1 protein-coding gene is annotated in these 3,134 nt (G+C 44.1%); it reads right to left on the bottom strand.

The window, feature by feature from the left end; genetic code table 11:
• Window positions 1–3,134: carboxypeptidase regulatory-like domain-containing protein (locus JMY02_RS13450; RefSeq protein WP_201599162.1), on the bottom strand; the 3,134-nt coding region annotated here is incomplete at both ends.

A 3,134-nucleotide genomic window follows, 5' to 3' on the forward strand; every position in this document is an offset into this window, starting at 1 on the left:
TTGGTAACATGATAGCTGTACTGGTTCCAAATATTACGTGTATTCGCCCAGTCTTTGTTTTTACTGGAGATCATGCGCGTACCATTACCAGTCGAAGTAATCAGAATATCTGCATGCCCATCGGCATCGAAATCTCCTACAATAGGATATTCATGAGCGGTAGCGGTACTATTTGGTATTTTGATGCGCTCAACCCCTGTTGCTGCATCATATATTCTTAAATTTCGCTCGTCAAAATGTACGGCCTCAGTCTTGCCATCATTATCAAAATCGAATACGGTGGAGCCAGTACCACCTGATCCATCGCTTATAGGAGTACTCCAAATCACACTACCATCACCGCGCATGGCAACATAGTTATAAGTACGCGCAAGACCGATATCGGAGATGCCATCGCCATCGAAATCAGCGATGACTGGAGAGCCACCAGCACTTGCAGGAGCAGTATACTGGCCAATAGTCTTACCTGTTTTAGCATCTATTACCATCACATAACTGCCATAAATAGCAACGATCTGAGGTGTTTTTGACCCTAGTACATCACCTACGGCAACAAACTTTAGTGTAATACTACGGTTATTAATATCTTTGTACTTGTAGAGCTCGTTTCCTTGGCTGTCAGAAACGCCTGATAAACCAATAATATCTAATACGCCATCGCCATCAACGTCAGCGGTTGCTTGACTCTGGCCTGAGGGCAAAGAGTCAGTAATCAATCCATCTGCATAGGTGAAAATTTTGTTATTTTGAATAATCTCAGGAGTACCATCTTGGTCTAAATCAGCGATGATAGGGTGATAAGCGGCACTCGACCAACCACTAGAATTTAAGCGCGCAGGGAGCGTTTTTTTGAGCTCACCTGTATTGCTATACACTCTGATACCGTCATTAGCAGTTACCACAATATCTGGTAAGCCATCGACATCAACATCGCCTATCGCAGCAAGCTCCTGACTTCCTGTACCTTGAACACTAAATTTGAATTTTCCAGTCTTACCATCTAATATGTTGTACCTACCACTTCTATATACCAGTATCGAAGATATATCTCCTTGTCCAATAATGCCATCACCATTAGTATCTTCTAATGGCGCAGCTATTGCACCCGAATCATTTCCGTATCCGCCTAACCAAGCAATTTCAGCTTCCATTGTTCCTTGAGGCGGCTTAATCTCAACACCATCACTGGTCACTCGAACATTATTATCTTCATCACGTTCAGCGATTTGGCTCTCACTGTCAATCATCACGGCAATAGGTGCATCACGGAAATCGGCTTTTCCATTGATATCTAGGCTCATCTCTGTAGTAGCGCCTTGATTTAGGTCTAAATTTTCAGTTGAACGGCCGACTATTTGTTCATTATCATCTAGCGTACGGTTTTTATTGGCATCAATGAACGCAGTGATGCCTACCGATGTACTTGACAGATCGGCATTGCCTTTGTTTTCGATCGTTGCTTTTAGCGTACCAGTCGTTGTCAGACGCTGTTGATCTGTTGTCAAATTACTAGTGTCTAAACTTGGGATGGCCAAATCAGGAAATACCACTTCTGCTGATTTAGGACGCAGGCGAATTTCACCTAAATCGACATTAGTCTCAGACTCTGCTTGGCGACTGATATAGCGCGTGGTTGATAAATATAACGCGGGGTCAATCTCAACGCGGACGTTGCTGGCACTCAAATTACTGGGAATTGTAAAGTTACCATTACCGTCGCTTTTACCTGTATAGAGCGTCCGTTCAGTATCATTGTCAAATACCTTAATAGGTGCATCAGCGATTGGTTGATTGGTCTGTGAGTCTACAATTGATCCAGAGAGTGCATAAGGGTTAAGTGCTAAAGCAGGTGCTATTGTTACTTTCTCATCAGTACCGAGAGCAAGCGTTTGTACTGAAGGTTTGTAGGCAGGGTGAGATACCGTTAATCGCCATTTGCCTGTTGGTAATTCAACACTAAGCTCGCTTGCGCCGCTTTGCTCTGTATTAGGCACGAACGATTGAGTCTGTAAGACTGCGCCAGTACTGTCGTTGAGTCTTTCTGCAACAACTTTGAATCCTGTTAAACCTTTTTGGCTGACCGTATCCTTCGGTGCAAATAGGAACGTTCCTGTAGCAGCCGTAATGGGATCACTAGTAGGATCATTGGGATCTGTGAGTTGCACAGTATTTAAGGTTACGATACCAACGTCATAAGTATTAGCCCCTTCAACCACAAAGCTAAATGAGACATCTTGATAACCATCTTTGCCTACTGTCCAAACCTGTGCGCCTGAATCTAAGCCATTGATCGTGATACTGCCAGAGGCATCAGAAGTGATAGATTTATTATTGCCGCTATTGTTGAATACAACGCCTGCTAGTGGCTGTCCTAGGCTATCAACGACTTTGGCTATCAATACGGCTTGAGACTGGCTTTGGCTGATTAGCTGAGGACTAAATAGCGTGACACCTGCAGCATTGACAGTACCGCTGCCTTGGATAGGCGCATAACCTGATGTACGAATATCAATACCAAAACGTCCTTGAGAAGCAGTTTGCTGCTCTTTGGTTAGTACAATTTGATAAGCGCCTTCATTGTTGGTTGTCGCAACAATAGGGGCAAAACCGTCAAGTTTTTTACCATCCGTACCAACCAGTACCACAGTGACCGTAGCGCCAGCAACAGGGCTGCCGAGTACCTTATCGGTCACCACGCCCTGAATTTGACCATTGCTTACGGCAGCCGCGCGGCTCAGCTTTACTTGACCTAAATTAACTTGCTCCCCTTTGCGCAAGCGTAAATTAAATTGAACGCTTGCATAGCCGTCTTTTTTTAATGTGAAGACATAACTGCCTGGATTGACGTCACCTATGATTAAGTTGCCATCACTATCACTACTTATGTTAACAGACTGAGCACTATTGCTAGCATCAGCAGACAAAGTAACACCGCTTAAAGGTAGGCTGGTTTCTGTATCAATGACGGATAGGCTGATGGCTGAAGTGATAGGATTAGCAACAGTCCGAGAGAGCTGATCTAATGAGCGTAATACTAACGCTGTCACATAAGCATCGCTCTGCCAACTGCCATCGTTATTTTGTAGCGTTAGTACACGATTTTCAAAACTGGTGCGGAAAAGTTCCACATCACT

Origin of the sequence: Psychrobacter vallis (assembly GCF_904846715.1) — a bacterium.
Taxonomy (GTDB): domain Bacteria; phylum Pseudomonadota; class Gammaproteobacteria; order Pseudomonadales; family Moraxellaceae; genus Psychrobacter; species Psychrobacter vallis.